This window comes from Aquicoccus porphyridii (genome assembly GCF_008369105.1).
Lineage (GTDB): Bacteria > Pseudomonadota > Alphaproteobacteria > Rhodobacterales > Rhodobacteraceae > Aquicoccus > Aquicoccus porphyridii.
The window spans coordinates 300,494-323,637 of the sequence record NZ_VINQ01000001.1 but is presented as its reverse complement, the minus strand read 5'-3'; the positions used below and the strand labels follow the sequence as shown (position 1 = coordinate 323,637).

The 23,144-nt window shown below is 63.9% G+C and carries 22 protein-coding genes; 13 read left to right on the top strand and 9 right to left on the bottom strand.

The features are described 5' to 3' along the window. Positions 1 to 37: 37 nt before the first annotated feature. Positions 38 to 1,579 carry a helicase HerA-like domain-containing protein gene (locus FLO80_RS01600; protein WP_111362081.1) on the bottom strand — a complete coding sequence of 514 codons (1,542 nt, stop codon included), beginning with the start codon at positions 1,577 to 1,579 and terminating at the stop codon, positions 38 to 40. Positions 1,580 to 2,047: 468 nt separating this feature from the next. Here FLO80_RS01600 and FLO80_RS01595 point away from each other — a divergent pair, with 468 nt between their 5' ends. Then, complete coding sequence (locus FLO80_RS01595) at positions 2,048 to 2,671, top strand: invasion associated locus B family protein (RefSeq protein WP_111362082.1); 624 nt, start codon at positions 2,048 to 2,050, stop codon at positions 2,669 to 2,671. A gap of 66 nt (positions 2,672 to 2,737) precedes the next feature. On the opposite strand, the gene FLO80_RS01590 is transcribed toward FLO80_RS01595, so the two are convergent. The 4 genes from FLO80_RS01590 to FLO80_RS01575 form a co-directional block, all read right to left on the bottom strand. Beyond that, the gene (locus FLO80_RS01590; protein WP_111362083.1) at positions 2,738 to 3,946 is read right to left on the bottom strand and encodes a beta-ketoacyl-[acyl-carrier-protein] synthase family protein; all 1,209 of its coding nucleotides are present in this window, start codon (positions 3,944 to 3,946) and stop codon (positions 2,738 to 2,740) included. Between the two features lie 7 nt (positions 3,947 to 3,953). Then, a complete protein-coding gene (locus FLO80_RS01585; protein ID WP_111362084.1) occupies positions 3,954 to 4,214 on the bottom strand; it encodes an acyl carrier protein in 261 nt (86 codons plus the stop codon). A 104-nt stretch (positions 4,215 to 4,318) separates the two neighbouring features. Next, a complete protein-coding gene (lpxD, locus tag FLO80_RS01580) occupies positions 4,319 to 5,410 on the bottom strand; it encodes a UDP-3-O-(3-hydroxymyristoyl)glucosamine N-acyltransferase (RefSeq protein ID WP_111362085.1) in 1,092 nt (363 codons plus the stop codon). A 31-nt stretch (positions 5,411 to 5,441) separates the two neighbouring features. Further along, entirely contained in the window at positions 5,442 to 7,058 is a 1,617-nt protein-coding gene (locus tag FLO80_RS01575; protein WP_342781692.1) for a L,D-transpeptidase family protein, read from the bottom strand. Positions 7,059 to 7,060: 2 nt separating this feature from the next. On the opposite strand from FLO80_RS01575, the gene FLO80_RS01570 reads away from it, so the two are divergent. The 5 genes from FLO80_RS01570 (at position 7,061) to FLO80_RS22805 (ending at position 11,185) form a co-directional block, all read left to right on the top strand. Further along, on the top strand, positions 7,061 to 7,348 hold the full coding sequence (locus tag FLO80_RS01570; RefSeq protein ID WP_146610991.1) for a hypothetical protein: 288 nt from the start codon (positions 7,061 to 7,063) through the stop codon (positions 7,346 to 7,348). Between the two features lie 44 nt (positions 7,349 to 7,392). After that, positions 7,393 to 7,962 (top strand): peptidoglycan L,D-endopeptidase MepK, encoded by a 570-nt coding sequence (gene mepK, locus FLO80_RS01565; protein WP_111362086.1) that lies wholly within the window; start codon positions 7,393 to 7,395, stop codon positions 7,960 to 7,962. Between the two features lie 147 nt (positions 7,963 to 8,109). After that, positions 8,110 to 8,802, top strand: coding sequence for a GNAT family N-acetyltransferase (locus tag FLO80_RS01560; RefSeq protein ID WP_111362087.1), 693 nt, complete (start codon positions 8,110 to 8,112; stop codon positions 8,800 to 8,802). A gap of 141 nt (positions 8,803 to 8,943) precedes the next feature. Further along, positions 8,944 to 10,392, top strand: a complete 1,449-nt coding sequence (locus FLO80_RS01555; RefSeq protein ID WP_111362088.1) for an amidase — start codon at positions 8,944 to 8,946, stop codon at positions 10,390 to 10,392. A 649-nt stretch (positions 10,393 to 11,041) separates the two neighbouring features. Then, positions 11,042 to 11,185: a hypothetical protein gene (locus FLO80_RS22805; RefSeq protein WP_188078186.1), complete on the top strand. Its 144-nt coding sequence runs from the start codon at positions 11,042 to 11,044 to the stop codon at positions 11,183 to 11,185. Here FLO80_RS22805 and FLO80_RS01550 read toward each other — a convergent pair. Both FLO80_RS01550 and lepA read right to left on the bottom strand, forming a co-directional pair. Further along, positions 11,180 to 11,416 (bottom strand): hypothetical protein, encoded by a 237-nt coding sequence (locus FLO80_RS01550; RefSeq protein WP_111362089.1) that lies wholly within the window; start codon positions 11,414 to 11,416, stop codon positions 11,180 to 11,182. The genes FLO80_RS22805 and FLO80_RS01550 overlap by 6 nt on opposite strands. Before the next feature lie 60 nt (positions 11,417 to 11,476). Further along, positions 11,477 to 13,279 carry a translation elongation factor 4 gene (gene lepA, locus FLO80_RS01545; RefSeq protein WP_188078185.1) on the bottom strand — a complete coding sequence of 601 codons (1,803 nt, stop codon included), beginning with the start codon at positions 13,277 to 13,279 and terminating at the stop codon, positions 11,477 to 11,479. Positions 13,280 to 13,489: 210 nt separating this feature from the next. On the opposite strand from lepA, the gene FLO80_RS01540 reads away from it, so the two are divergent. Further along, a complete protein-coding gene (locus FLO80_RS01540; RefSeq protein ID WP_111362091.1) occupies positions 13,490 to 14,464 on the top strand; it encodes an LLM class flavin-dependent oxidoreductase in 975 nt (324 codons plus the stop codon). 12 nt (positions 14,465 to 14,476) lie between these two features. Here FLO80_RS01540 and FLO80_RS01535 read toward each other — a convergent pair whose 3' ends face one another. Beyond that, positions 14,477 to 16,216, bottom strand: coding sequence for a divergent polysaccharide deacetylase family protein (locus tag FLO80_RS01535; RefSeq protein WP_146610992.1), 1,740 nt, complete (start codon positions 16,214 to 16,216; stop codon positions 14,477 to 14,479). 125 nt (positions 16,217 to 16,341) lie between these two features. Here FLO80_RS01535 and FLO80_RS01530 point away from each other — a divergent pair, with 125 nt between their 5' ends. The 6 genes from FLO80_RS01530 to lexA all read left to right on the top strand — a co-directional run bounded on the left by FLO80_RS01530 (position 16,342) and on the right by lexA (position 21,200). After that, on the top strand, positions 16,342 to 16,923 hold the full coding sequence (locus FLO80_RS01530) for an anthranilate synthase component II (protein ID WP_111362386.1): 582 nt from the start codon (positions 16,342 to 16,344) through the stop codon (positions 16,921 to 16,923). Continuing rightward, entirely contained in the window at positions 16,920 to 17,942 is a 1,023-nt protein-coding gene (trpD, locus tag FLO80_RS01525) for an anthranilate phosphoribosyltransferase (RefSeq protein WP_111362093.1), read from the top strand. The genes FLO80_RS01530 and trpD overlap by 4 nt, the downstream gene beginning before the upstream one ends. After that, on the top strand, positions 17,939 to 18,751 hold the full coding sequence (trpC, locus tag FLO80_RS01520) for an indole-3-glycerol phosphate synthase TrpC (RefSeq protein ID WP_111362094.1): 813 nt from the start codon (positions 17,939 to 17,941) through the stop codon (positions 18,749 to 18,751). Before trpD ends, trpC begins: the two co-directional genes overlap by 4 nt. A 3-nt stretch (positions 18,752 to 18,754) precedes the next feature. Then, on the top strand, positions 18,755 to 19,231 hold the full coding sequence (gene moaC / locus FLO80_RS01515; protein ID WP_111362095.1) for a cyclic pyranopterin monophosphate synthase MoaC: 477 nt from the start codon (positions 18,755 to 18,757) through the stop codon (positions 19,229 to 19,231). Continuing rightward, entirely contained in the window at positions 19,228 to 20,400 is a 1,173-nt protein-coding gene (locus FLO80_RS01510; protein WP_111362096.1) for a molybdopterin molybdotransferase MoeA, read from the top strand. Before moaC ends, FLO80_RS01510 begins: the two co-directional genes overlap by 4 nt. 101 nt (positions 20,401 to 20,501) lie before the next feature. Further along, entirely contained in the window at positions 20,502 to 21,200 is a 699-nt protein-coding gene (lexA, locus tag FLO80_RS01505) for a transcriptional repressor LexA (RefSeq protein WP_111362097.1), read from the top strand. Here the strand turns inward: lexA and FLO80_RS01500 are convergent. Continuing rightward, positions 21,194 to 23,125, bottom strand: coding sequence for a ComEC/Rec2 family competence protein (locus tag FLO80_RS01500; RefSeq protein WP_342781691.1), 1,932 nt, complete (start codon positions 23,123 to 23,125; stop codon positions 21,194 to 21,196). The two genes, lexA and FLO80_RS01500, sit on opposite strands and share 7 nt — an antisense overlap. Positions 23,126 to 23,144: the final 19 nt, after the last annotated feature.

The window sequence follows — 23,144 nt, the reverse complement described above, 5'->3', positions numbered from 1 at the left end:
GGGGCGCACCGCGCCCCCTTCGCCCGGCCCCGGCGTGTCACCGCCCCTTGAACAGCCCGCCGAGGATGCCGCGCACGATGCGGCGCCCGGTTGTGCCGGTCAGTTCCTTCATCACCGTCCGGGTGAGCTGTTCGCCGATGCTGTCATCCGCGCGTGATCGCCGCGATGACGAGCGAGCGACACGGGCACCGGAATAGCGCCGGGCCTGCCGGAATTCGCGGTCGCTTTCCTCGGCTTCCGCTTCTTTCGCCTCTGCCTCTTCGGCCGCGCGGGCCGCGGCGGCGGCGCGTTCGGCCAGGATTTCATGTGCGGACTGGCGGTCCTGTTCGGTCTCGTATTTCCCGGCCAGTGGCGAGGCGGCGATCAGGGCTGCCCGCTCGCCCGGTTCGATCGGTCCGAGCTGCGACGAGGGCGGGCGGATGAGCGTGCGCTGCGCCATGCCGGGCACGCCCTTTTTTTCGAGCATCGAGGTCACAGCCTCGCCGACGCCGACCTCGCGGATCGCCTGTTCGATGTCGAGCGCCGGGTTATCGCGATAGGTCTGCGCGGCAAGGCGCAGGGCCTTGCGGTCGCGCGCGGTAAAGGCGCGCAGCGCATGCTGGACCCGGTTGCCAAGCTGACCCAGCACCGTGTCGGGCACATCCGCCGGGTTCTGGGTGACGAAGTAGACGCCCACCCCCTTTGACCGGATCAGGCGGGCCACCTGTTCGACCTTGTCGATCAGAACCTTGGGCGCGTCGTCAAACAGCAGATGCGCCTCGTCGAAAAAGAAGACGAGCCTGGGTTTCTCGGGGTTGCCCACCTCGGGGAGTTCCTCGAACAGCTCGGAGAGGAGCCACAGCAGGAAGGTCGCATAGAGCCGGGGCGAGCGCATCAGTTCGTCGGCGGCAAGGATGTTGATGCGCCCGCGCCCCTGCGGATCGGTTTGCAGCATGTCGGACAGATCGAGCGCGGGTTCGCCAAAGAACCGCGCCCCGCCCTGGTTTTCGAGCACCAGAAGACGGCGCTGGATCGCGCCGATCGACTGGGTGGCGATGGTTCCGTAACGGGTCGAAAGCGTTGCGCGGTTTTCGGCGACCCAGACCAGAAGCGCCTGCAGATCCTTGAAATCGAGGATCGGCAGGCCCTCGTCGTCGGCCAGCCGGAAGGCGATGTTGAGCACCCCTTCCTGTGCCTCGCTCAGGCCGAGCAGCCGCGACAGCAGAAGCGGCCCCATCTCGGCGACGGTGGTGCGGATCGGATGCCCCTGCCGTGCGAAGAGATCCCAGAAGGTGACGGGGAAGCCTTCGTAGGTGTAGTCGTCAAATCCGATCGTGCGCGCGCGGTCTGTAAAGGCGCCGTGGTGTTTGAACGTCGCGCTGCCGGGTTTGGCGATCCCGGCCAGATCGCCTTTGACATCGGCCACGAAGACCGGCACACCCTGCGCCGAGAACCCCTCGGCCATGATCTGAAGCGTGACGGTCTTGCCGGTGCCGGTCGCGCCCGCAACCAGCCCGTGACGGTTGGCATAGCCCAGAAGAAGGCCCTGCTTTTCGGCATAGCCTGCGCCGCCTCCACCGATGAAAATTGCGTCCTCCACGTCACTTTTCCTTCTTCCGCACCCGATGCACCGGTTGAACATACAATCTTAATCATTCGGTGCCAGACTGAATTGGTCCCGGGGTCTCGTGTCCTCTTGTGACCCTTGGGTTTACTTCCTCCCTGTCAGACTGGCCGCGCCTTCGGGCGCGGCTTTTTTCAAGGGAAATTTTCCCGGTTTTACCTGTTGACGCAACGGCTTGAACGTCATAGCGTTCCGGTAATGACTAAGTCGGCCAGTCCGACGGGGAGCAAAGACGAGAAAGAGGCCGCTTGGCCTCTTTTTCATTGTGCGGCAATGTTTCGGGCCAGATGATCCGCCCGGGACGAGTAGCCCCCGGCTGTCCCATCCACGGCAAGAACCCGCCACTCCGCGTTTCAAAGAACGCTGTTTTGCGCTGACATGCGGGCCACATCATGCTAGAGCCTGCGGCAACAAACACACAGCAAGACAAGACGGAAAACAGATATGCACAAGCTTCTCTCCAGCCTCTCCCTTGCAGCAGTTTTGGCGCTGGCGCCCGCGCTGCATGCGCAGGACACGACCACGGAACCGACAAATGACGAACCGGCCGCCGAGGCCGAAGGCACCACGCCCCTGGCCGAGGGGCTTTCGATGGGTGAAGAGGATGGCCCGCTTCCGGCCGAGCCTTATGTGAAGGCCGAGCATGGCGATTGGAAACTGCAATGTTTCCCGGTCGATGAAGGCGAAGAGCCGTGCCAGCTTTATCAACTCCTCAAGGATGAGGTGGGCACCGATGTGGCCGAGGTGGCGATTTTCCGTCTGCCATCGGGGGGTCAGGCAGTCGCGGGTGCGACCGTGACGGTTCCGCTTGAAACCCTTCTGACGGCGCAGCTCACCATTGCGGTCGACGGGGGCAAGGGCAAACGCTATCCGTTTTCCTTCTGCTCGCCGGTGGGCTGTTATGCGCGGATCGGCTTTACCGCCGACGACATCGCGGCGTTCAAACGCGGCGCCAAGGCGACCGTGACATTGGTGCCCGCGCCCGCACCGGATCAGACGGTGGATCTGGAAATGTCGCTTCTGGGGTTTTCGGCGGCTTTCGACGCCTCCACGGTCATCGAGAACTGATACCCCGGTCAACCCGACCGATGCGAAGGCCGCCCGTCAAGGGGCGGCCTTTTTCATGATGTGACATCAGACCTTTTTCAGTGCCAGAACCGCGTTGAGCCCGCCAAAGGCAAAGGCATTCGAGAGCGCCGCATCGACCCGCGCCTCGCGCGCCACGTTGGGCACCACGTCAAGCGCGCATTCCGGGTCGGGTTCCTCGTAGCCGATGGTGGGGGCGATCACCCCGTCGCGCAGCGCCATGATACAGGCCAGAAGCTCGACCGCGCCGGTGCCGCCGATCAGGTGGCCATGCATCGACTTGGTGGACGAGATCATCAGGTGATCGGCATGGGCGCCGAACACATCGGCCACGGCGGCGCATTCGGTCTTGTCATTGGCGGCGGTGCCCGTGCCATGCGCATTGATATAGCACACGTCCGACGCGTTCAGCCCCGCATCCTGAAGCGCCCCGGCGATGGCCCGCGCCGCGCCCTGTTTCGACGGCATCACGATATCAGCCGCATCCGATGACATGGCGAATCCCGCGACCTCGGCCATGACCTCGGCCCCGCGTTTCTTGGCATGCTCGTAGTCCTCGAACACGAACACGCCCGCGCCCTCGCCCTGAACCATGCCGTTGCGATTGGCCGAGAACGGGCGGCAGGCGTCCCGGGACATCACGCGCAGCCCCTCCCACGCCTTGACCCCGCCAAAGCAGAGCATCGATTCCGAGCCACCCGTCACCATCACCGGCGCCATGCCATGGCGCACCATCTGGAACGCCTGTGCCATGGCGTGGTTGGACGAGGCGCAGGCCGAGGCCACGGTAAAGCTCGGCCCCTTGAGGTTGAATTCCATGCTGACATGGCTGGCGGCGGCGTTGTTCATCAACTTGGGCACGACAAAGGGATGCACCCGGTTCTTGCCCTCTTCGTAGACGGTGCGGTAATTGTCGTCGAGCGTGGTCATGCCGCCACCGGAATTGCCCAGCACCACGCCGGAGCGGGCCGCCAACTCGCCGTGAAACTCAAGCCCCGCCTGGGCGATCGCTTCGCGCGCGGCGACGAGGGTGAATTGCGTGAACCGATCATAAAGCGACATCTGCTGGCGGTTGAAGATGCCTTCGGCCTCGAAGCCCTTGACCTGCCCGCCGATCTTGATGGCCAGCCGGTCAACATCGCGAATGTCGATCGGGCCGATGCCGCAACGCCCCTCGCGCATCGACTCCAGGGTCTCGGCAACGTCATGGCCAAGGGCGTTGATCGTCCCGGCCCCGGTGATGACGACGCGTTTCATGTCCCGATCAGGTCTTCTGTTCGGCGATCAGCCGCTCGATTCCCGCCACGATCGACGCGACCGAGGAAATGTCGAAATCGCTCTCCTTCGGGGCGTTGGCGTTGAACGGCACGGAGATGTCGAATGACTCTTCGATGGCGAAAATCGATTCCACAAGACCCAGGCTGTCGATGCCCAGATCCTCAAGCGTGCTCTCCATCGTCACATCCGAGGGCTCAAGCACCGCCTGTTCGGCAATGATCGCGATCACCTTGTCCTTCACGCTCATCACTCACGACCTCTTCTGTCATTCCTGAGGTTCATTTAATGCCTTTGGGCCTGAACCGGAACAGGGGATTTGCGACAATTGCGTAACACTCCCCTGCCCCGTGATCACTCGCCCGGGTCCAGCTCTGCAAGGCGCGCCTTCATCGCGGCGAATTCATCCATCATGCGCGGCAGGCGGCGCAGAGCCTTGTAGATATCGACATGCTGGTCCATCCGAACCGCGGGATAACCCAGCACAACGCGCCCGGCGGGCACCTTGCTGAGGATCACCGAGGCGCCCCCCGCGACCACCCGATCGCCCACGATGGTGTTGTCGGTCACGCCAACCTGCCCGCCGAGAACGACATTATTTCCGATCACGCTCGACCCGGCGACACCCACCATGCCGGCAAAAAGGCAATCGTGACCGATCACCACATTGTGCCCGATATGACCGAGGTTGTCGATCTTGGTGCCGTTGCCGATCCGGGTGGCGCGGATCGTGCCCGCATCAATGCAGGTGTTGCAGCCAAGCTCGACATCATCGCCGATTTCCACCGCGCCAAGACTGTGAATTCGCGCCCATGATTGCCCCTCGTCTTCGACCTTGGAGCCAAGACTTTCACGGGCCTGTTCCACGCTGTTGACCTCGGGGGTGACAAAGGAGAACCCGTCCATCCCGATGGTCGCGCCCGGATGGGCGATCAGGCGCGCCCCGATCCGCACACGCGGCCCGATCTTGACCCCGACATGCAAGAGGGCGTTCTCGCCGATCTCGCTCTCTGGACCGACATAGACCTGCGGGCCAAGCGTCGAGCCCGCCCCGATCCGCGCCCCTGCCCCGATCACGCTGAACGGGCCGATGGCGACATCCGCGCCGATATCGGCCCCGTCGCCGATGATTGCGCTGGGATGAATACCCGGCGTATAGCCCGGCCCCTTGTCCAGCGCGGCGGTCAGGCCAGCCATGGCAAAGCGGGGTCTGGCGGGAATGATCGCCGCCTCGAGCCCGAGGGCCTGCCAGTCGGCCCCCTCCCACAGCATCGCGGCGCGGGCCCGCCCGGCGGACAGGCTTTCGGCATATTTGCGGCGCGTCGCCAAAGCCAGATCCGCAGGCCCCGCATCGGCGGGCTCGGCCACGCCAGTGATCTCGATCGAAACATCGCCGAACGCCTTGGCTCCGAGCGCCTCGGCAATCTCGCTGATCGTCTGTCCCATTTGCCGTTCCCCGTTTGCTGCGGGGCCAGACTTACCCCTGAACCGGGCGCAGTGTCACCCCCGCCTTGGCCAGCGCCGACCATATCGCGGCATCACGTCCATAGATGTCGCGACGATACTGGGTGTTGCCCTTGGCCTTGGTAAAGGCGGTGCGATAGATCAGGTGCACCGGCACCGGCGTTTCAAGAGAAACACGGGTCTGCCGACCCGATTTCAGGATCTTCTGGAAAAACGGCTCCGGGTCGGCCTCTTGCCGGGACAACAGTTCATAGGCGAAATCGTAAGGATCGTTGAGCCGGATGCACCCGCTTGAATAGGCCCGGGTCTCGCGCGCGAAAAGGTGCTTTTCCGGCGTGTCATGCAGATAGATCGCATAAGGATTGGGGAACATGAACTTGACCGTCCCCAGGGCGTTGTTGCGGCTGGGCGGCTGACGCAGGTTGAACGGAAAGTTGCCCGCCGTGTAGCGGGCGAAATTCACCTGCCCGCGCGGCACGACGCGCCCGCGCGAATCCACCACTTGCAGATGTCGCAAGGCATTCGGATTGTTCTTGAGCCGTGGCAGGTAATCACGCCGCAGGATACCGCGGGGCACGGTCCAGTCGGGGTTGATTTCGAGATATGTCATCTCGTCGGAAAACTCTGGTGTCTGCTTGCCGCTCTTGCTCGAGCCGATTACCGCGCGGGTTTCGAAAGTCACGCTGCCATTGTCAAAGATTCTCGCCGTGAAATCGGTGATGTTGACGAGGATATGCCGATTCCGATGGTCGATGTTGACCCAGCGTTCGCGCTCCATCGCCACGAGGATCGATTTCAGCCGGTCCTCGACCCCGCGATTGATCTCGGTGATGGTGCCGGGCCCGGCCACGCCGTCGGGGGTCAGCCCATGATCGTTCTGGAAGCGCTGCACTGCCTGCTGCATCTCCGCGTCATAGCTTTGCGACATCGACCGGCGCAGATATCCCATTGCCGTCAGACGATCGCGCAAATCCACGACCTCGGCGCCCGACTGGCCCGGCTCAAGCGACTTGACCGCCACCGTCCTGCCCCAGCCACCGCGCGCGGCGATACTTTCAAGCCGCAGCTTTTCCTTCATGAGGCGGGCATATTCATGGCTCGAGGGCGGCAGGTCGCGAAAGAATTCGGCAGGGTTCGCCTGCATGATGCCGGAGAGATACGCGGCCCGCTCACGCAGGGGAACCTCGCGCTTGATCCCCTCGTCGATACGCGCGGGCACGAGCATCCCGGTCTCCAGATCGCGCGCGAGGCGCAGGAACCGGCGCGACATCTCGACCTCGACAAGACCCCGGTCGCGCGGGCTTCGGACATTCGCAAGCTGCGTCATCAGGCCTTGCGGGTCATAGCGTCCGCGTGGCAGGCCATGAAGTTCGGCCGCGTCGATGGCGGCAAACAGGGCCTTGCGCCGCTCGGTATCGCGCGCCGACGCGCCGGTCCAGATCGGTCGATAGTCATTGCCGCGGTAAAACCCGGCCAGAGCGTCGTCGCGCGCCGCGGCCTCGGCCACGGCCTGTTTGAAGGCCGTCACCTCGGCGCGCGCTGCGCCCGTCGTCACCAAGGATGCGAAAAGAATTGCCAGACCGATCGCCAGATGAACACCGATCCGCCATTGCCACCGAAGCATCGCCATGAATGTCCCCGAATCTGTTGTTATCCCATGATATATTCCTTTTCTGCCCGGCCCGCTGCGCTCTGTCCATTCACAAACATGCCAGCCTGTGCGTCCGGCGCGGACTGATGCAATCCCACATCTCCCGCTTTCCGGGTTACGGCATCTTCACCACAATCGCCGATATTTCAGCAAAATTCTGCCGAAATTACTTGATGGAAAGGTTTGAGGTGCACAACGGGCTTGGTCGGCGATTCGATTTATGCCATAAAAAATCTGCATCTGGGGATGAAATGGCAGGATACGCGTAACATCGCGTTAAGTCACAGGTAAGCGACGGGACGGCGCTTTTTACATGAATGATCAAAGCTCGCTGGGCATTTCAAGACGAGGACTTCTTGGATTGTTTGCAGCATCCGCAATCGCGGCAGCACCAACCTATCCGAAGGCCGCGGGATTTCTTCGTGGTGGCGGAGACATAAGACGGCTCAAGATGTATTCACCGCGAACCGGTGAAAAGATCGACATGATCTACTGGATCGAGGGCGACTATATCAAGGATGCGGTGAAGGAACTGACCTGGTTCATGCGCGACTGGCGCACCAACGATGTCAAGCACATCGACCTGCGCACAATCGACATCATGGCCGCGTCGCACAACCTTCTCGAGGTGCACGAGCCTTATATGCTTCTGTCGGGCTATCGCAGCCCGAAAACCAATGCCATGCTGCGCTCACGCTCGGGCGGTGTGGCCAAGAACTCGCTTCATCTCAAGGGACAGGCCGCCGATCTGCGCCTTGCCTCACGCTCGGTCAGCCAGATGGCACGGGCCGCCGCGTCCTGTCGGGCGGGTGGTGTCGGGCGGTATTCGGGTTCGAATTTCGTGCATATGGATTGCGGCCCGGTCCGCAGCTGGGGTCGATAACCCCTCCCCACCAAACGGTTTTCCAGAAAAACGCCTGCGCCACCCGCGCGGGCGTTTTCATGTCTCGCATGGGCTTTCACCGGGCTGTGAAAGCGGTCATGATACGGCATCACCGTTCCGCCCTGACCTTGCGCAAAGGATGCCCCGATGACACGACAGAACGACCATGGCCAACCGATCGGCGATCCGGTGCCCGGCCCGTTCCCGCGCCCACGACCGCCGCGCAGCGAAATGCCGGGCCGCTACGGCAGGCTCGTTCCGCTTGACCCGGCACATGCGCCCGCGCTCCATGCCGCCTATGCCTCGGCGCCGGACGGGCGGGGCTGGACCTATCTTCCCAATGGCCCCTATGAGCGCGAAGAAGACTATACCGATTGGGTGGTCGGGGCCGCGCAGAGCGACGATCCGCTGCATTTCACCGTGCTCGACGCCGATAACCGCCCGCTCGGCACTGCCAGTTTCCTGCGCATAGACCCGGGCGCGGGCGTGATCGAGGTGGGCTTCATCAATTTCTCGCACCTGATGCAGCGCAGCCGTCTTTCGACCGAGGCTATGTTCCTGATGATGGCGCGCGCCTTCGACGAGCTCGGCTATCGCCGCTATGAATGGAAATGCGACGCGCTCAACGCGCCGTCAATCGCGGCGGCGAAACGGCTGGGCTTTACCTATGAGGGCACGTTCCGGCAGGCCACTCATTACAAGGGGCGCAACCGCGATACCGCGTGGTTTTCCATCATCGACAGCGAATGGCCCGCCATCCGGGCCGAGTTCACCCGCTGGCTCGACCCTGCCAATTTCAACGCCGAAGATCGGCAGGTTACCCCGCTCAGGACAAGGTAAACGCCCCGCCCCTGGATCATCCGTTGATCGAGTATCGGCATGGTGCTGCGTGCGTTCTGTGCGAACTGCCGCCGCGTCGCGCTTTACCATGGCCGCGCCATGCCTAACCTTCCCCGGGGGAAAGCCGAGGGAGGAAACCCGATGTCCATCTATACCGAGAACGACGCCACCGGCCTTGCCGCGCTCGTGGCCGGGGGCGAGGTCACGCCGGATGAGTTGCTCGATGCCGCGCTGGAGCAGGCGGCGGCGTGGAACCCGCATCTCAACGCCGTCGTGCACATGCAAGAGGACGTGGCGCGCGCGAAGATCCGCGAGGGCCTGCCCGAGGGTCCGTTTCGCGGGGTGCCTTTCCTGATCAAGGATCTGGGCTGCGAGGCGGTGGATTTCCCGACCAATAACGGCTCGAAACTCTGCGAAGGCATGCGCTGGGGGTATGATTCGACGCTCTTCACCCGGTTCCGTGCCACCGGGCTCAATACGTTCGGTCGCACCACCTCGCCCGAGTTCGGTGTCGGCCCGGTGACCGAATCGCAGGTCTATGGTGCGCCGACCCGCAACCCGTGGAACCTCGGCCATACCTCGGGCGGAAGTTCGGGCGGATCGGGGGCCGCCGTGGCCGCGGGGATCGTGCCCGCCGCGCATGGCTCGGACGGGGGCGGATCGGTGCGCATTCCTGCCGCGTCGAGCGGGCTCGTGGGCTTCAAGCCCACCCGCGCGCGCCTGCCGATGGGCCCGGGCACGGGCGAGGGCTGGGGTGGTATGGCGATCGACGGGGTTCTCACGCGCTCGCTGCGCGATACCGCCGCGCTGCTCGACGCTGTCGCCGGCCCCGAATCCGGCGCACCCTATGCCGCCCCACCGATGGAGGAGGGCTTTGCCGCCGCCATGGGGCATGATCCGGGCCGGTTGCGCGTCCGCATGGTCACCACCACCTTTACCGGTGACGCGGTGCATCCCGACTGCGTGGCGGGTGTCGAGAACGCAGCGCGACTCCTTGAAGATCTCGGTCATGTGGTCGAGCCTTGGGCGCCTGAAGATGCGCTCGACGTGCCCGCCATGATGTGGGCCTGGACCAGGATCGTGGCCTGCGGCACGGCGGGGCGGGCATTGAAAATCCTCGGCGACCGGCCGCTCGATCCGGCGATGGTCGAGGGCGTGACCCGTGGCGCCATCGCCTATGCAAAGACCGTGAGCGGCACGGATTACCTTGACGCCGTGGGCCAGATCCACGCCTTTGGCCGCCGCATGGCGCATGCGTTCGACGATTGCGACATCATCCTTTCGCCCACCCTGCGCGAACCGCCCTGCAATGTCGGATATCTCAAGCCCGACAATGACGACTGGGCCGATTACCGCAACGGCGCGCACAGCGTTTTTGCCTATTCGCCCTTCACCGCGATCTTCAATGCCTCGGGCCAGCCTGCTGTTTCTCTGCCCCTGCACTGGGCGGGTGATCTGCCCGTGGGGGTGCATTTCGCGGCACCCTTCGGGGCGGATGCAAGGCTCATGTCGCTCTGCGGCCAGATCGAGCGCGCCGCGCCCTGGGCCGAGAAGCAGATGGAGGTGATCCGCCGCGGCCCGCCCGCGTGAAATTTTCGCGACAGACGCAACATCTTGTTGCGGCGCGGCATCGGCTCCGCTAGAGAGCGGGCACAGATGCGAATAGACGCGGTTTGCATGACTGATGCGCGGGGCCGGTTGCCGAAAGGCGGCTGGCCCCGTTTCATTTCGCACCCACCCCGGACCCCGATCCGGGGCCTCCCGGGCTACGCGCAGAGATCCCGGGGCAAACCCGGGACGGGGATGCAGGGTCACGTTGCGGGCGAAAAAGAAGAAGGCGCCAGATGCTCAGACGCGGTCCTTGCATGATCTGACGCCTTCCCCTGAACAATCGCCCCTTGCGGAGCCCTGTTCGGATGCTTCGGCTCTTGCGAACTTCTGCAAGCGGGATCAGGGTTTGCACCCCGTCCCCCCAACCGATCCGGACCACGGGGTTTCCCCCTGCCCCAACCGGCCAACGCGATGGCTTTGTTCGCCGCCTTCGGACTGACCCCGAAGGGCCTTTCTTTCGGCCAGCGTCCCTTGGCTCTCAACACGGGCTACGGTTCGGTGTAACCTATCCCTCGCCCGCTCCAGCCCCGGAAGACCTCCGCGTCCCGCTCCGGGTCTTGCGACCCCTTGCGTTAAATACAGGCTGCGCCCGAGAGGGTGAGTCGGGCAACAGAAAAATGATGGCTGAATGAAATTTCTTGGGGATAAACCACTGGAATTGCTTGGGGATTTCCTGTGGATGGGCGGAAATTTCGATGTGATTTGGCTGGTTTGCGGGAAAAGCCCACAGCCACATTGGTCAACGCATTTCGCGCCGGTCAAACCGTCATGAAAGCCCTTCCGGCGCCTTGACGTAACGGCCGTCTTTCCAGTTCGGGTCCTCGCGCCGCAGCTTGCGGGCGTTCCAAATCCCCGCCGGGATGCCGAGCACAAGCCCGAGCGCGCCGGCGGTGGCAAAAGCCCATGGCGAATACCACCCCGAAACGAAAAAGACGATCAGGGCGGCGCCGGTCAGGCAAAACACCCAGATAATACCAAGAACTGCTTTCCAACCATATTTCATGGTGACCTCCTTTCGGCTCACGCCAGGGAGGCAACGCGCGCTTGCTATACGTGTTCCGGCTCACCCGTCCATCTTCAGGGCCGAAATGAATGCCTCCTGCGGGATCTCCACTTTCCCGAACTGGCGCATCTTCTTTTTACCAGCTTTTTGTTTTTCAAGCAATTTCTTCTTCCGCGTCGCGTCTCCGCCATAGCATTTGGCGGTCACGTCCTTGCGCATGGCCGAGAGCGTCTCGCGCGCGATGACCTTGGCACCGATGGCGGCCTGGATCGGGATCTTGAACATGTGGCGCGGGATCAGCTCCTTGAGCTTTTCGCACATCGCCCGGCCACGCATCTCGGCCCGGTCGCGGTGGACCATCATGGCCAGCGCGTCCACCGGTTCGTCGTTGACCAGGATCGACATTTTCACGAGGTTGTCCTCGCGGTAGCCGATCATCTCGTAGTCAAAGCTGGCATAGCCCTTGGTCACCGATTTCAGCCGGTCGTAGAAATCGAAGACGACCTCGTTGAGCGGCAGGTCATAGACCGTCATGGCGCGCCCGCCGACATAGGTCAGGTCGAGTTGGATGCCGCGGCGTTCCTGGCAGAGCTTGAGCACGTCACCGAGATACTCATCGGGCACCAGGATGGTCGCCTTGATGCGCGGCTCCTCGATGCGCTCGACGAGGCTCATGTCGGGCATGTCGGCGGGGTTGTGCAGATCCTGCCGCGTGCCGTCCCGGCGGTAGACGTGATAGATGACCGAGGGCGCGGTGGTGATCAGTTCGATGTTGTATTCGCGTTCCAGCCGGTCGCGCACGACCTCGAGGTGCAGAAGCCCGAGAAAACCGCAGCGGAAACCGAACCCGAGGGCGGCAGAGGTCTCCATCTCGTAGGTGAAGGAGGCGTCGTTGAGCGCCAGTTTCTCGATCGCGTCGCGCAGATCCTCGAAATCGTTGGCATCGACCGGGAAAAGGCCGCAGAAAACCACCGGCACCGAGGGTTTGAAGCCTGGCAGCGGTTGGGCGCAGGGGCGTTTCTCATGTGTGATCGTGTCCCCGACGCGGGTGTCGCGGACCTGCTTGATCGAGGCGTTGAGGTAACCGATCTCGCCCGGTCCGAGCGCCCTGACATGGGTCATTGCGGGGCGGTAGACGCCCACGTCGTCCACGTCGTAGGTGCCCCCCGTTTTCATCATGCGAATGCGGTCGCCCTTTTTCAGGGTGCCATCGATGATGCGCACGATGCAGATCACCCCGAGATACTGGTCATACTTGGAATCGACCAGCATGGCCTTCAGGGGCGCGTCCGGGTCACCGCCGTGGGGCGGGGGCAGGCGCGTGACGATGGCCTCGAGCACGTCGGGGATGCCGACGCCGGTCTTGGCCGAGATCAGGCAGGCGTCGGAGGCGTCGATGCCGATCACGTCCTCGATTTGTTCGGCCACGCGCGCGGGGTCGGCCGCGGGCAGGTCGACCTTGTTCAGCACGGGGACAATCTCGTGATCCGCCTCGATGGCGGTATAGACATTGGCCAGCGTCTGCGCCTCGACGCCCTGCGTGGCGTCGACCACCAGCAGCGATCCCTCGACCGCGCGCATCGAGCGGCTCACCTCGTAGGCGAAATCCACGTGGCCGGGCGTGTCGATGAGGTTCAGGACGTAGGTGTGGCCATCTTTCGCGGGGTATTCGATGCGAACGGTGTTGGCCTTGATGGTGATGCCACGCTCGCGCTCGATATCCATCGCGTCAAGAAGCTGCTCCTTCATGTCGCGTTCGGCGACCGTGCCGGTGAGCTGGATCAACCGGTCGGCCAGCGTCGATTTGCCGTGGTCAATATGCGCCACGATCGAGAAATTGCGGATATGGGAAAGCTCTGTCATGGCTTGCATATGAAAGGGTTTTGACCCGCGGTCAATAGCGCGCGCACGTGTGGCTGCACCGCCCGTCCAGCCCCTTCATCTGACTGAAAATACCTCGGGGAGCGCGAGGGGCTGGCCCCTCGCACCAATCCTGAGCAGTCACGCAACGCCGCGTTCCTCTTTCCCTCGCCCCGGTTCCGCGTCACCATCGCCGCGAAAAGGAGGCCCCGCATGATCCCTTACAACGTTCTCGACCTCTCGCCGATCCCCGAAGGCGGCACCGCGGCGGATGCGCTGCGCAATACCGGCGATCTCGCGGTTCACGCCGAGAGCCTCGGTTACAGCCGCTTCTGGCTGGCCGAACATCACAACATGCCCGGCATTGCCTCGTCCTCGACTGCCGTGCTGATCGGCCATGTCGCGGGACGCACGACACGCATCCGCGTGGGTTCGGGCGGAATCATGTTGCCCAACCACGCGCCACTTGTCGTGGCCGAACAGTTCGGCACGCTGGCCACGCTTTACAGCGACCGGATCGACCTTGGCCTCGGGCGCGCGCCGGGCACCGACGGGCGCACCGCCCATGCGCTGCGCCGTGGCCGGATGGAGGATAATTTCCCCGACGAGGTGATCGAGCTGATGGGCTTTCTGAACCCCTCGCAACCGGGCCAGCCGGTGCGCGCGATCCCGGGTGAAGGCACGCAGGTGCCGATCTGGATCCTGGGCTCGTCGCTTTATGGCGCGCAACTGGCCGCGCATCTTGGCCTGCCCTATGCCTTCGCCTCGCATTTCGCCCCTGATGCGCTCGAAGCGGCGTCGGAAACCTATCGCCGGACGTTCCGGCCCGGTATCACCGATGAACCCCGCTTCATGATGGCGATCAACGTCTTTGCCGCCGAAACCGAGGCCGAGGCCCGGCTTTTGCGCTCTTCCCAGCTTCAGGCTTTCCTCAACCTGCGCAGCGGGCGCCCCGGCCCCCTGCCCGCCCCCCGGAGCGAAATCATCGGCAGCCCCCAGGCCGTCGATAATGCGGAGGCCGCGTTGCGCATTGCCGCTATCGGCACGCCCGAACAGGTGCATGAGAAACTGCAAGCGCTGATCGACCACCACAAGCCCGACGAGGTGATCCTCTCGGGCCAGATCCACGACCCCGCCGCCCGCCTCCGTTCGTTCGAGATCGCGGCCGAGGCGATGCGCGGGATCTGATCATGCATCTTGCTAATCCGCCGCCTGCATGATCGCGCTGACCGGGGTCAAGGCGACGTCCCGCGCGCGGTCCTCCAGCCCCCAGAGGAGAAGCGCCGTCACCGTGTCGGGCCGAAGCCGCCCGACCATCACGACACCATCCCCTTCGCCCCCGGCCTTGAGTGCGGCATAGTTCAGGAATCGCCTGATAACGCTTGGTTTTTCATCCTTGGCGTCGAAATCCCGAAAGATTGACGCCGCCGGAACGCCCGCCTTGCTGGCCAGTTTTCGCCCGGTGTCGAGCCCCTTGGGATAAAGCAACAGGCCGTGACCGGAATTCCCGACGATTTCGGTGACCTGCGTGACGATTTCCCGGCTCGACTGGATGCCGTCCCCGGGGGCTTCCATGACGCCCACCGCCTCCGGCACCCGGTCAAGCAGGACCTGCATCGCCACTTCCACGTCCCCTGCCCCGGCCCCCTCGGGCAGGTCGACCAGAGCCAGAACCTCGAACCCGGCCGCCCGGTAGATCGCCATCCGGTCCGCCGCCCCCGGACGGCTCGTATCGACCGCGAAACTCAGCGTGTAGGGAAAGGTCGACAGGGCTTCTATGCCGACGCTGGCGCTCGGATCGTCAATGAGAACGATTGCCATTTTCGGCTTGTTCTCAGGGGCTTCAAAGGGTTCGCTATATCTGACAAACGGCGGCTCGGATGTCGGCGCGGCGATTTCCGGCTGGCGCGTCTCGGGCGATGTTGGCGGTAGTGCCGCCGTGCCGATCATCGGGCGGTTTCCGGTGGTGACACGGTCGCCCTGTTCGGTCAGCCGCGTGGCCGGTTTCCCGATCGTGACGGCAGGGGCGGCACCCTGTTCGCCGGGTTCCGATGTATCGGGGCGCGCGACGCTGTCTTGCGTCTCCGCCTCCTCGCGTTCGGACCCGGGCGCCCCGGGCGTGGTCTCGACCCTGTCATCGCGATCTTCTTCGGCCTCCGGCTCGGCGGTGGATGGAGGCTCTTCATCGGGTCTCGGCTCTGGCTCCGCGGTGGTGATACTCTCACGCGGGCGCGCAGGTGCAGGATCAACCCTGATCACCAACTCTTCGGATTCTTCCGATTGGGGCATGTTCCCGGCTGCGGGTGCCGCCATCGCGCTCGGCTTTTCCGGCTTCGTTTCAACGCCTTGAAGGTCTGTTGTGATCTCGCCCGTGGAATCGGGCAGCGCGGGTTCGACCGGTGCCTCGCTCAGAACCGAAGGGGCTGGCGCCTCGGGGTCTTCGGTCGATGCAAAGGCTGTCTCCTCGGTCGCGGCTTCGGGCGGTCTGGGCTGGGCCGGATCGGTCGAGATCGACATCGCGGGCTCCTGCGCAGGTGCCGCTGGCGCGTCACCCGCCCCGGCCTGGGCAACCGGCGTATCGCTTTCGATCGAAAGCCCCGATGCGCCAGACTCTCCCGGGGTCGTCAGCCCGGCCCTCGGCTGCCCGGTTTGCGGAGCCACAGTCGGTCGCGTGTCGCTTGACTCCAGCGAGGCAAGGTCATCCCGCGCGGGGGCCTCGACCTGTGGAACCCCGGACATCTGCGGCCCGGGCTCTCCGGCGGGAAGCTCGGCCTGCTCATCCTTGCGCGACTGGTTGAACTCGGACCCGACCGGCACCCCCAAAGGCACCGCATCCGGTTTGGGCGGCTCCGGTGGAGCAACAACAAACGACAGGCCCACCGCGACCACTGCCGCGACGACGGCCCCCGCCGCGATACCGCTCAAAAACCCCCTTGCCACTGCATCCACCCCTTTTTTCCTGCTCGACGGGACAGTGCGCCCCTTGACGGTGCGCCGCAAGCCTGAGCAAGTATATCGCGACCCGGGGCCGGGCCTCCAGCCCCAATGACAAGAAGTTGGGCAAGATGCTGCTGTTGATCGACAATTATGACAGTTTCACCTATAATCTGGTGCATTTCCTTGGGGAATTGGGCGCCGAAGTCCTTGTGAAACGCAACGATGCGCTGGATGTGCAAGCCGCCATGGCACTCGATCCGGCCGGAATCCTGCTCTCGCCCGGCCCATGCGATCCGGACCAGGCCGGGATCTGCCTCGACCTCGTGCTGGCTGCCGCCGAGACACAGACGCCGCTGCTTGGCGTGTGCCTGGGTCATCAGACCATAGGACAGGCATTTGGTGGCAAGGTGGTGCGCTGCCACGAGATTGTGCATGGCAAGATGGGCCAGATTCGGCACGGCGGCAAAGGGGTCTTCAAAGGATTGCCGAGCCCGTTCGAGGCGACACGCTATCATTCGCTGATCGTCGACCGCGAGAGCCTGCCCGACACGCTCGAAATCACCGCCGAGCTTGAGGACGGGACCATCATGGGCCTGCAACACAAGACATTGCCCATTCACGGCGTGCAGTTTCACCCCGAGTCCATCGCCTCGCAACATGGCCATGCACTTCTCGGGAATTTCCTCGACGCGTTGAAGGTGCCGGCATGAGCGACCGTCTGAAACCCCTGATCGGCGCCGCCGCTGAGCGCGCGCTGACGCGCGACGAGGCCGAAACCGCTTTTGGCATCCTGTTCGACGGCGACGCCACGCCCAGCCAGATCGGCGGTTTGTTGATGGCCCTGCGCACACGCGGTGAAACGGTCGAGGAATATACCGCCGCCGCATCGGTGATGCGCGCCAAGTGCCACCACGTCAACGCCCCGGCAGGTGCGATGGACATCGTCGGCACCGGGGGGGACGGCAAGGGCACGCTCAACATCTCGACCGCGACCGCCTTCGTGGTGGCCGGCGCGGGGGTGCCGGTGGCCAAGCATGGCAACCGCAACCTGAGCTCGAAATCCGGCGCCGCCGATGCCCTTTCGGCGATGGGAATCAACGTCATGATCGGCCCGAAACTCGTTGAAAAGGCACTTGAAGCCTGCGGTATTGCCTTCATGATGGCACCGATGCACCACCCCGCCATGGCGCATGTCGGCCCATCCCGGGCCGAGCTTGGAACACGCACCATCTTCAACATTCTCGGACCGTTGACCAACCCCGCAGGGGTCAAGCGGCAGCTCACCGGCGCGTTCTCTCGCGATCTGATCCGCCCGATGGCCGAAACCCTCGGCCAACTCGGGAGCGAACGCGCATGGCTCGTTCACGGTTCCGACGGCACCGATGAGATGACGATCACCGGGGTGACATGGGTTTCGGCGCTGGAAGAAGACGGTTCTGTCCGCGAAGTCGAACTTCACCCCGAGGATTTCGGCTTGCCGGTGCATCCGTTCGAGGCCATCATCGGCGGTAGCCCGGAGGCAAACGCGCATGCGCTGCGCGCCTTGCTTTCTGGCGAAGCGTCGGCCTATCGCGACGCGGTTCTGCTCAATTCCGCGGCGGCACTGAACGTGGCCGGTCGGGTCGGCAATCTGCGCGACGGTGTCGAGATGGCGCGCGAAAGCATCGACTCGGGCGCTGCCAAGGCAAAGATCGACGCGCTGGTAACGATCACGACGGAGGCAAGATGACCGCCACAATCCTCGACAAGATCAAGGCCTACAAGCTGGAAGAGATCGCTGCGGACAAGGCGGCAAAGCCACTTGATGTGCTCGAGATTGAAGCCCGCGAGGCCCCGACGGTGCGACCCTTCGCAAGCGCGCTCTTTGACGCATCGCGCGAAGGTTATGGTCTGATCGCCGAGATCAAGAAGGCGAGCCCGTCCAAAGGCCTCATTCGCGCCGATTTCGACCCGCCCGCCCTCGCCCAGGCGTATCAATCGGGTGGTGCGACCTGTCTCTCCATTCTGACCGATACCCCCAGTTTCCAGGGCGACAAGACATATCTGAGCGCGGCACGTGCCGCGGTCGATCTTCCGGTTTTGCGCAAGGATTTCATGTATGATCCCTACCAGGTGATCGAGGCGCGCGCGCTTGGCGCCGACTGTATCCTCATCATCATGGCCAGCGTGTCGGACGAACAGGCGCTCGAACTTGAATCCGCTGCCGCGGAATGGGGTATGGACGCCTTGATCGAGGTTCATGAGCAAAGCGAGCTTGAACGCGCCGAAAAGCTGTCATCGCGTATGATCGGCATCAACAATCGCGATCTCAATACGTTCGAAACGTCGCTCGAGACGACGCGCCGCCTGTCGCGCATGGTTCCGCCCGATCGTCTGATCGTGTCCGAAAGCGGTCTCGACACGCCCGAGGATCTGGCCGATATCGCGCGGTTCGGTGCGCGCTGTTTCCTCGTCGGCGAGAGCCTGATGCGGCAGGATAATGTCGAACTCGCAACGCGCAATCTTCTTGCCCGCCCGCTCACCCCGGGGGGCGTGTAAATCATGGCGGAACTCACCCATTTCGACGCCAAGGGTGACGCCCACATGGTCGATGTCTCTGACAAGGACGACACCCACCGTGTCGCCACCGCCCGGGGATCGGTGCGCATGGCGGGCGCGACGCTCGATCTCATTTCCGAAGGTCGGGCCAGCAAGGGCGATGTTCTGTCGGTGGCGCGCCTCGCCGGCATCATGGGCGCGAAAAAGACCGCCGATCTCATACCCCTCTGCCACCCTCTCCCGGTGACCAAGGTCGCGGTCGATCTGTCGCTCGATCCCGATCTGCCCGGCGTCCGGATCGAGGCGACGGTCAAGACCACGGGCAAGACCGGCGTCGAAATGGAGGCGCTGACGGCCGTTTCGACCGCGGCCCTCACCGTCTATGACATGGTGAAGGCGGTGGACAAGGCGATGGTGATCTCCGATATCCGCGTCGTGTTGAAAGACGGCGGGAAATCGGGCCGCTTCGTCGCACCATGATCAGCGTCGATAAAGCCCTCGCAGAGCTTTTTGCGCTGGTGCAGCCGACCGCACATGAAACCATTCCGCTGCTTGCAGCGTCGGGCCGTGTTCTGGCCTCGGATGTCACCGCTCGCCGGGATCAGCCGCCGTTCCCGGCCTCGGCGATGGACGGGTATGCCCTGATCGCAGAAGAGGCCGATCTGCACGCACAATTCAAGGTCATCGGCGAGAGTGCGGCAGGTCATGGTTTCGCGGGCAAGGTCAAACCCGGACAGGCCGTGCGCATCTTTACCGGGGCACCGCTTCCCCAGGGGGCGAGCCGCGTCGTCATTCAAGAGGATGTCGAGCGGCGCGGCGACCTGATCACGATCACCGACGCGCAAACGGGCGGCACGAACATCCGCCCGCAAGGCGATGATTTCAAGGCTGGCGATGGCATCCGCGCACCGCGCGTCATCGGCCCGGCCGACCTTGCGTTGATGGCTGCAATGAATATCGCGCATGTCCCGGTTCACCGGAAACCGGTCGTGGCGTTGATTTCAACCGGCGACGAGTTGGTCATGCCCGGTGAAATGCCCGGGCGCGATCAGATCATCGCCTCGAACAGCTTTGGCATTCACGCGATGCTCGCGGCGTGGGGGGCAGAACCCCGCCTACTCCCGATCGCGCGGGACAATCGGGCAAGCCTCGAAACCGCGTTCCGGCTTGCGAAAGGCGCGGACCTTGTCGTCACGATCGGCGGGGCATCGGTCGGCGACCACGACATCGTTGGCGATGTGGCCGAAACCATGGGTCTGGACCGGGCCTTCTACAAGATCGCGATACGTCCGGGCAAACCGCTCATGGCGGGCCGGATGGGCGACGCGGCGATGGTGGGGCTGCCGGGCAATCCGGTATCCGCAATGGTCTGCGCGCGCGTGTTTCTGGCGCCGATGATCAGGGCCATGTTGGGGATGGGCGCGGACAGGGCCGCCGAACGGATGGCCGTTCTGACTCATGATCTCGCGGCAAATGGCCCGCGAGAGCATTACCAGCGCGCCCGGGTCGAGAATGGCCGCATCACCGTGGCCGGTCGACAGGACAGCGCGCTTCTCTCGGTCCTGGCTGACGCCAATGCACTGGCTGTCTCCGCGCCGAATGCCGATGCGCAGCCGGCCGGCACCGAAATCCGCTACATATCGTTCTAGCCCGAATGCCAATAATCGCGCGAAGTCGGGCGGGATGGTTGACACAAAACGGGAACATGTCTAGAACAAAGTGAAATAGTCGCCCGGAACGGAGGCAGACCATGCTGACCCGCAAACAACTCGACCTGCTGGAATTCATTCACAAACGCGTTCAACGCGACGGGGTTCCGCCTTCATTCGACGAGATGAAAGAAGCGTTGGACCTACGCTCGAAATCCGGCATCCACCGCCTTATCACCGCCCTGGAAGAGCGCGGGTTCATTCGCCGCCTCGCCCACCGGGCACGGGCCATTGAAATCGTCAAGCTGCCGGACAGTCTTGGCGGTGACGGCTCCGGCTTTCATCCCCGCGTGATCGACGGCGATCGGCAGGATACGAGGAAACCCGCCAACGCGATCGGCATCGAAGCGGTCGAGGCGTGCGAACTGCCGGTCATGGGCCGGATTGCCGCCGGTGTGCCGATAGAAGCGCTTCAGCATGCAACGCGCAACGTGGCCGTGCCGCAAGCGATGATACGCGGTGGTCAGGATCACTATGCGCTCGAGGTCAAGGGCGACTCGATGATCGACGCCGGGATCAATGACGGGGACGTGGTGATCATCCAACAGACGTCAACCGCCGAGAACGGGGATATCGTCGTTGCCCTGGTCGAGGATCACGAGGCGACATTGAAACGGTTTTTCCGGCGCGGCAACGCCATCGCGCTGGAAGCGGCCAACCCGGCCTACGAAACCCGCGTGTTCCCCGATGACAAGGTCAAGGTTCAGGGGCGCCTCGTCGGTCTGATTCGCACCTACTGACGCGATCGGCGCGCATTCCAAGGCCGATCGCCGGTGAATGCCCGGGCGGTAGTCATGATCGGCCCCCCGCCCGCCCTGTCGAAATGCAATGCCACGGCCCCCGTGCCCCGCATTCGTTGCGGATCGAACGCGTCACACGTCAGATCATCCGGCAATTTCGCATTGCTTACAACGATCTCGCCGTCGGTACAGTGCACCTCGGCAGCCGCACGTTTGCCGGTGACATGGATGATGTGAACCGGGCTTGAAGCGGTGACGACATCCCACCTTTCCGCCGACGCGCTCTGACTTTCCGGGTTGCCATCGTTCTCGAGCCAGTTCGACGCGACAAAACCCGCCCCCCGTGCCTTGCTGAGGGCGCGACCATCCGCCCCCATGACGCCGACCAGCGCCCCGCCTTCGGCGATCAGGACATCCGGCCGCTCGACCATGGCCCATGCCACCACCGACAGCGCGACCGGACCAAGGCCGACAAACCGCAAACGGCCCTGCCACAGGAACAGGATCAGGAATCCGAAGGCCATCAATGGCAGGACAAACCAATCCGGGCTTGGCACCGCGCCACGCGACCCTTCGATACCGGTAACCGTATGGGCCACCCCGAGAATCCAGTCGAGCCCCGCACCGGCAAGCTTGAACGGCACGTCATCCAGCCCCAGCGGCAGCAGGAGCGCGGCACAAACCAGCGCCGGAATGACCAATGTCCCCATCAGAGGCACCGACATCAGGTTGGCAATCAGCCCGAAATGCGCCGTCTGGTTGAAATGCGCCGCTCCGATCGGCCCCGTCGCCGCCCCGGCTACAGACGAAGAAATGACGACGGCCACGACCGCCCGCATCCAGGCGGCCCGCCCAATGTTGATCTTCGCATCACGAAGCCAACCGAACACGACAACAAGCGCCGTGGTCGCGGCGAATGACATCTGGAACCCCGGGCCAAGCAACGCCTCGGGCCGCAGGACCAGGATGATCGTTGCCGCAAGGCCAACCGCGCGCAGGGAAATCGCGCGCCGGTCGGCCATGATAGCCAGCAACGCAACCGCCACCATGACAAAGGCACGCTCGGTCGCCACGTTTCCACCCGAAAGGGCCAGATAGACCGCCGCGAACACGAGCGCGATCACGGCCGCGATCTTTTTCCCGGGCAGGCGCAATCCGAGGGGCGGAATGGCTGCCAGTCCGACACGCACAACGGCAAAGACGAATCCTGCCAAAAGCCCCATGTGAAGGCCGGAAATCGCCAGAAGATGCGCGAGATTGGACGCCCTGAGCGCCTCGAGCGCCTCGGGCCCCATACCGGCGCGGTCGCCCGTCATGATCGCCGCGGCAAAGGCCCCGGGTTGCCCCGGAAGGCGGGACTGAACATGGCGCGATAACGCAAGCCGCGCGCGCAACAGCATTTGCCCGGACCCGCCTGGTTCCAGTAGCAAAAGCGGCGTGCGCGCATAGCCCACCGCGCCCAGCTTCTGAAACCATGCATGACGCTGAAAATCGAACCCGCCCGGTTCAACCGGCCCGCCGGGCGGGGAAAGATGCGCCGTCACGATGACCGTCGCACCCGCACGCGGCACCGATCCATCGCCCCCGTGAAGCGATATGCGCACACGTTCCGGGCGCCGCTCCGGCGAAACCCGGGTGAGAACGACCTGATCGAGCGTGATGCGCGTTGCACCGCTTCCCGAGCGGTCAATACCGATCACCCGGCCTTCGACAGGCCCATAATAGCGCCATCCCAGAACGGGCCGTTCCAGCATTTGCGCCCGCGTCATGGCCAACCCGAATCCGAGCGAAACAAGAACCACCGCCCAGATGAAAGGCGCCCAGAGCGCCCCCGCATGCCGCGTCAGAAACGCACCAATGAGCCCGCCCAGGGCGATGACCGGCAGGATGAAACCGGATGGTTCGGCCCGAAGGCTGAAATACAAGCCGATCCCGCAAGCCAGG